The sequence below is a fragment of the Paraglaciecola sp. genome (assembly GCF_030730205.1).
In the GTDB taxonomy this organism is placed as follows: Bacteria; Pseudomonadota; Gammaproteobacteria; order Enterobacterales; family Alteromonadaceae; genus Paraglaciecola.
In genome coordinates this window covers 1-6,978 of the sequence record NZ_JANQVQ010000329.1, presented here as the reverse complement: position 1 = coordinate 6,978, position 6,978 = coordinate 1, and the positions used below count along the sequence as shown (strand labels likewise).

Below are 6,978 nucleotides of genomic sequence, written 5' to 3'. Positions count from 1 at the left end.
GCTATGGTTTTTCACCGATAAAGTGACTAGAACGTAAAGCCTGATTATCCGCTTCAACAACGATAGTAAATTCACCCGCAGCAAATTCTTTACGGCGCTGCATTTCAAACTGAGTGATCTTATTTTCTTGCTGATTATAAACGGTATTTCCAATCACATTGTCGCTCGGATCGAGTAATTTAATCACTACCTTGGTATAAGGGATCTTACTGAATTTTGGTAAAACCAAGACACTGTCTAAACACACTTCATCTGCACTCATCACTTGGTTGCAAAACTTAGGAGTGACAAAGACTTCTTTTAAATACATGGGTTTAAACAAGTCTTCTCTCATCTGAACACTTTCAGAATAAATCAAATCCATTTTTTTCTGTAATACACGGTAGCTGCTATTTAGCTCCTGCTCTTTGCTGCTCAACGCTTCCAGTTCAGCAACAAGCTTGTTGTTTTCTGCTCGACTGATTTCAAGTTGTTTTTTATACGCGTCAACATCAGCCATGAGTATTGGTAGCTTTTTCATATTTTGGCTACATTGCTGACTGATCTGTTTTGCCGACGCTACGTCTTTTTCAAACTTGTCTTGACTCTCATTGAGCGACGCCACGATAGCATTTTTCTGGTTTTCACAAATATTCAGATTTTCGACCTGAAGGTTTTTCTCCATTAGCGCCGCTGATAGCTCTTCTTTCAGATCGTTTACGCTTTGCTGCTGCGCTAAGGTACCTGTAGAGGCTTCTTGCAACTCTGTTGTCAGCTTTTTATTCTTCTCGAACATTTCAATAACAAAGTCATCATCAAACATTAAATCGGGTTGTTGAGACTTTTGGTAAAGAAAAAATGCAATAATCACGACACAAACAATCAACACTAAAACAATTAGTTTTCTACTAACTTTACCCATTGTAACGTCCTTTATTTTTAAGTTTTAGGTTTGATATTTTCAATAAACAAAACCATTTCAGGGAAGCGAGCCACATCATATTTCCTAGCAAACTACAGTGATTGATTACTTAATCATTATTACCTGAAAACCACCAACTTCTGTCAACATTTAATCACAATCTAAAAGTGATTGAAAAGAAGCTTGTTTTGTTTAGCCCTTATTTTTAAATTTATTAGGCTTTTGCGCCGTGTTACCCGCTTTGTTGTGGGGCTGGTTATCACTGAAGCGGGTTAAGCCTTGCTGCGCTTTGGCGGCATTTGGATTTTTACCCCGCGCCACCGCTTTATTCACTGAACGCTTAGCGTACTCTTTTTGCTCACGCCCTTTTAACTCGTTGCGACTCTCTGCTGGCACCAAACACTTCGGACCGTTACCGATTAAATGCGCTTTACCCATTTCTTGTAAGGTTTTACGCAACAATGGCCAGTTAGCCGGATCGTGATAACGTAAAAAAGCACGATGTAAACGACGATGAATTTCACCTTTCGGTACATTCACCACTTCACTTTTATGATTGACCTTATGAATAGGGTTTTTGCCGGTGTGATACATCGTTGTGGCATTGGCCATGGGCGATGGATAGAAGTTTTGGACCTGATCCAACTTAAAATTACGCTCTTTTAACCACAGAGCCAAATTAAGCATATCCATATCCTCAGTGCCCGGGTGGGCCGAAATAAAATACGGAATGAGGTATTGCTCTTTACCTGCTTCTTTACTGTATTTTTCGAACATGGCTTTAAACTTATCGTAGCTGCCCATGCCCGGTTTCATCATTTTATCCAGCGGCGCTTTTTCCGTATGCTCAGGGGCAATTTTTAAGTAACCACCTACGTGGTGAGTAACAAGCTCACGCACATAGTTTGGATCTTCTACCGCTAAGTCATAACGCACACCTGAGGCGATTAAGACTTTTTTTACCCCTTCAACTTCGCGTGCTTTGCGATAAAGATTCACGGTTGGGGTTTGATCGGTGTCTAAATGGCCACAGATATCGGGCCATACACAAGACAAACGACGACAGGTTTGCTCTGCTTTTGGACTTTTACAACGCAGTTTATACATGTTGGCGGTTGGGCCACCCAAATCTGAAATCACCCCAGTGAAACCAGGGACCTTGTCACGAATTTGTTCAATTTCGCGAATAATAGACTCTTCAGAACGGCTTTGAATTACCCGGCCTTCATGCTCAGTAATAGAGCAAAAGGTACAGCCTCCAAAACAACCTCGCATAATATTTACTGAGGTTTTTATCATGTCATAGGCAGGAATTTTCGCTTTGCCATAACTCGGGTGTGGTACACGGGCGTAGGGTAAATCAAAGACCGCATCCATTTCTTCGGTTTCAAGGGGGAAGGCCGGCGGGTTAATCCACACAATACGATCACCGTGGCGCTGGGCTAAGGCGCGAGCACAACCGGGGTTGGTTTCTTGGTGTAAAATACGTGACGTATGGGCATAGTGGGTTTTTTCAGCGCGCACTACATCGTATGGGGGTAATAATACATAGGTATTTTCCCATGGCTTACGCCGTTCTGTGCCTGCTTTGTATGGCTGCACCACCACGGGTTTGGCTTTTTGTGCGTCAATGGCGGCTTGTTTTTCTGCTTCAGAAGAAATGGCACATTTATCTTCGATATATTCGTAGGGACTGGTGATAGGATCAATTTTGCCAATCACATCAACGTGAGTCGAATCAACGCCCTGCCAACCGGGCAAGGGCTCTTTTCGGATAACCGCGGTGCCACGAATATCTTGCATCTGCTCAATGGTTTCACCCGCAGCAAAACGATGGGCCATTTCAAGTAAGGGACGTTCAGCATTGCCAAACATCAACATATCGGCTTTTGAATCAAATAACACACTACGACGCACTTTATCTGACCAATAATCGTAATGGGCGATACGGCGTAAACTGGCTTCAATGCCACCAATTACGACGGGTTTCTTATAGGCTTCTTTACAACGTTGGGTATAAACGGTTACTGCACGATCAGGGCGCTTGCCGCCCTCATTATTTGGGGTGTACGCATCATCATGGCGCAATTTACGGTCCGCAGTATAACGGTTGATCATGGAGTCCATGTTGCCAGCCGTCACGCCAAAAAATAGGTTAGGTTCGCCCAACTGCATAAAGTCATCTTTTGAGTGCCAATTGGGCTGACTAATAATCCCCACTCTAAAGCCCTGAGCTTCTAGCGTGCGGCCAATCACTGCCATACCAAAACTAGGATGGTCAATGTAGGCATCGCCCGTCACAATAATAATGTCGCAACTATCCCAGCCAAGCGCATCCATTTCTTTGCGTGACATTGGTAAAAAAGGCGCAGGTCCATAGCACTCAGCCCAATATTTGGGATACGAGAATAAGCCTCGTTCGGCTTTCATTCGTTCAGTGGGCTTAACACGGCTAGCTGGTTGGATAGTGGGCATAATATCTCTAAAAACAGGTGGTCAAAAAATCGGCGGCATTATAACAGAATGGTGAGACACATGAGCAGGATTTTGTTGCCCTTGGCAACAAAATCAAATAAACCCTAGTGAAGAGCACTATTTGCTGACAGGTATGGTGCGCAACCCTGTCTTATGGAGGGGTAAACGAACCTTTCGCAAGCAAGTGCGCACTGCTACAGTGCATAGTTCACAGGCTGCTGAGATATTTTACAGTCCAAAGCCAATAAAACAAACACCTTAACGCTGTGGCTCAGTCCTTGCTTTGTCTTACTTGCTTGTAAGTCAACGATGACTTTAACAATACAAAAAGCGAATTGGATAACGGCGTCCTTCACTAATCTGCATGGCAGATGGGGTGAAGGACGCCGTTTTTTTTGGTCTCGATTTTCTGACAAGCACAACAGTTGGTTAGATAAGTATGATTGGGGCATCGCTGCAGATGCAATTAACAACACATTACACAAAATGAGGTAAGGCTATGTCCTATTTAATTCCGTCTGAATTCGTCACCAAAATGGTGGACGCGGGTGAGTCAAAAATATTTATGGCCACTAAAGATACCCTGATACGCGCATTTATGGCCGGGGCAATTTTAGCTCTAGCGGCGGTATTTGCGGTTACTATCGCCGTACAAACAGGGGTATTTCTGCTGGGAGCCATCTTATTTCCAGTTGGGTTTTGTATGCTGTATTTAATGGGCTTTGATTTGTTAACCGGGGTGTTTGTCTTATGTCCCCTTGCTTTATTAGATAAACGCCCTGGGGTTACGGTAAAAGGCGTTTTGCGAAACTGGGGTTTAGTGTTTTTAGGTAATTTTGCTGGCGCCTTAACAGTAGCGTTCATGATGGCATTTATCTTCAGTTATGGCTTTAACACTGATCCTGGAGCGGTTGCGGCCAAAATTGCCACTATCGGTGAAGCTCGAACCCTAGGGTATGCCGAGTATGGTGTAGCGGGATGGTTTACCATTTTTATTCGCGGCATGTTGTGTAACTGGATGGTGTCATTGGGTGTGGTTGGTGCCATGATTTCAACCAACGTCAGTGGCAAAGTGATTGCCATGTGGATGCCGATCTTTTTGTTCTTTTATATGGGCTTTGAACACTCAGTCGTGAACATGTTTTTATTTCCGTTCGGCATCATCATGGGCGGTGAGTTTTCAGTGATGGATTATTTTATTTGGAATGAAATTCCCACGGCTTTAGGCAATTTGGTCGGTGGTTTAGCTTTTACTGGCTTAACGCTGTATAGCACTCACGTCAGAACGGGTGCTAAACGCCCTGTCAAAGCGGTGGCTTAATCATCTACTTGGAGCCTCGCTCCTTTGAGTGAGGCACCAAAGCAAATAAAACAGCAAAGGAAAACCTTATGACACGCAACGAAGTGACAGAGCTAATTATTACGCAAAAACTGATGAAACAAGTGACTTGGCCGCAATTAGCCAAAGCCATAGGACAAAGTAAAGAATGGACCACGGCAGCCCTACTTGGCCAAATGACCCTAAGCGCTGAGCAAGCTACTACAATCGGCGACTTGCTTGAACTTCCGCCACTAGCGGTTATTCAGTTGCAAGTCGTGCCCTACAAAGGCTCTTTGCCTACCGCCATACCGAGCGACCCATTGATCTATCGTTTTTACGAACTCATCAGTGTTTATGGCAGCACATTTAAAGCCCTTATTCATGAAGAATTTGGTGATGGGATTATGAGTGCCATTGATTTTGATATGGACTTACAACGCCTTGCCGATGCAAAAGGCGACAGAGTAAAAATAACCCTGTCTGGCAAGTTTTTACCTTATAAAAGTTATTAGCAGTCTGCATGGTCCCTAAATTAACAGTTAGCTCAGGGCACTACTCTGATAAAGGGCGTAAGGCAATAAATCAAGACGCCCTGAGTTTTACTGTGCCTAATGATACTCTGCTAAATTCCAAAGGCATTGTATGTGCTATTGCCGATGGCATTAGCACCAGTTCAGTCAGCCAAGTGGCGAGTCAAGCGGTCACTCAGGGCTTAGCAGAAGACTACTTTTGTAGCGCTGAAACATGGTCAGTGAAAAAGTCAGGTTTACACGTTATCACCGCGCTAAATGCGTGGCTTTTTTCACAAACACAAAAAAGCGAATTTCGTTTTGAGCGAGAAAAAGGCTATGTCTGCACCTTAAGTGCTGTCATTTTAAAATCCACTACGGCCCATTGGTTTCATGTGGGTGACAGCAGAATTTACTTACTACGCAACAACGAGCTAACGCAGCTAACCTGCGACCACCGCCAGTGGCACAATGAAAAAGACAGTTACTTGAGCCGAGCCATGGGCGTACAATATCAGCTAGAGATTGATTATGGCCAGCTCGCCCTGCAAGAAAATGACGTGCTATTACTGATGACTGATGGTGTGTATGAATTTGTTAGCGAGCAGCACATCATTGACATAATCACTTACTGTCCAGACTCACCATCTACCGCAGCACAGCAGATTGCAGAACTGGCTTATAAACATAATAGTGATGATAATCTAAGCATCCAAGTGGTGTGTATAAACTCGCTACCAGAGCTTTCGGTAAACGACAAACTACACGAATTCACCGAGTTGGCAAAACCTCCTATTCTGCAGGTCAGAGACGAATTTGACGGCTACCTTATCGTAAAAAATATTCATGCCAGTAGTCGCAGTCATGTTTACCTCGCTCGGCCATTAGCAAACAAGGAAGGCTCGCCGCTACTGGTACTAAAAACACCTTCTATCGATTTAAGCGATGATGTGGCTTATCTCGAACGATTTTTACAAGAAGAATGGATTGCTCGGCGCATTAATAATCCTCATGTACTTAAGCCTCACGCACAGTCTAAACAACGGCAGTACCTGTATACTGTTTTTGAATATGTTGAAGGGCAAACTCTTTATCAATGGATGCTAGATAACCCTAGCCCTACTCTTGAAATAGTGCGCGGTATTATCGAGCAAATAGCCGTAGGCCTCAGTGCGTTTCACCGACTTGAGATGCTACACCAAGATCTTAGGCCCCAAAATATCATGATCGATACATCGGGTATGGTGAAAATAATTGACTTCGGCTCGACCAAAGTGGCGGGACTTGCAGAAATTAACTCGCCCTTTAATAACCAACTTCTGTTGGGCACCGCTCAATATAGCGCACCGGAATACTTCTTAGGTGAGGCAGGTTGCGAGCAATCAGATCAGTTTTCTCTGGCAGTAATTGCCTATCAGATGTTAACAGGCAACTTGCCATATGGCGCAAAAGTGGCGCAAGCCAATACCCGCGCGGCGCAAAGAAAACTGCGATATCAAAGTGTTTTACACGATGAAAAAGCCATTCCCGCCTGGGTTGACGCCACGTTAAAAAAAGCCCTGCATCCTAATCCGTTTAATCGTTATCACGAATTATCTGAATTTATTTATGACTTACGTTACCCCAATAAATCTTATCTCGCGAAAACCCGCCCTCCTTTGGCAGAACGTGACCCTGTTGCGTTTTGGCAATCTGTCAGCCTGATATTGTGCTTAGTGATCCTATATTTACTGAGTGTTTAATTGATCTAAAACAAAAAATATTTGTTAAAA

6 protein-coding genes are annotated in these 6,978 nt (G+C 43.8%); 4 read left to right on the top strand and 2 right to left on the bottom strand.

The window, feature by feature from the left end; genetic code table 11:
• Nucleotide 1: 1 nt before the first annotated feature.
• Together NWQ57_RS21605 and NWQ57_RS21600 are read right to left on the bottom strand one after the other, a co-directional pair.
• A complete protein-coding gene (locus tag NWQ57_RS21605) occupies nt 2-901 on the bottom strand; it encodes a hypothetical protein (protein WP_306024262.1) in 900 nt (299 codons plus the stop codon).
• A gap of 192 nt (nt 902-1,093) precedes the next feature.
• Nucleotides 1,094-3,376 carry a YgiQ family radical SAM protein gene (locus NWQ57_RS21600; protein WP_306024261.1) on the bottom strand — a complete coding sequence of 761 codons (2,283 nt, stop codon included), beginning with the start codon at nt 3,374-3,376 and terminating at the stop codon, nt 1,094-1,096.
• A 309-nt stretch (nt 3,377-3,685) separates the two neighbouring features.
• Between NWQ57_RS21600 and NWQ57_RS21595 the strand changes: the two genes are divergently transcribed.
• The 4 genes from NWQ57_RS21595 to NWQ57_RS21580 all read left to right on the top strand — a co-directional run bounded on the left by NWQ57_RS21595 (nt 3,686) and on the right by NWQ57_RS21580 (nt 6,948).
• On the top strand, nt 3,686-3,871 hold the full coding sequence (locus tag NWQ57_RS21595) for a hypothetical protein (RefSeq protein ID WP_306024260.1): 186 nt from the start codon (nt 3,686-3,688) through the stop codon (nt 3,869-3,871).
• Nucleotides 3,872-3,875: 4 nt separating this feature from the next.
• On the top strand, nt 3,876-4,697 hold the full coding sequence (locus NWQ57_RS21590; protein ID WP_306024259.1) for a formate/nitrite transporter family protein: 822 nt from the start codon (nt 3,876-3,878) through the stop codon (nt 4,695-4,697).
• A 68-nt stretch (nt 4,698-4,765) separates the two neighbouring features.
• Nucleotides 4,766-5,209, top strand: a complete 444-nt coding sequence (gene cynS / locus NWQ57_RS21585) for a cyanase (protein WP_306024258.1) — start codon at nt 4,766-4,768, stop codon at nt 5,207-5,209.
• Nucleotides 5,210-5,217: 8 nt separating this feature from the next.
• Nucleotides 5,218-6,948 (top strand): bifunctional protein-serine/threonine kinase/phosphatase, encoded by a 1,731-nt coding sequence (locus NWQ57_RS21580; protein WP_306024257.1) that lies wholly within the window; start codon nt 5,218-5,220, stop codon nt 6,946-6,948.
• Nucleotides 6,949-6,978 lie beyond the last annotated feature (30 nt).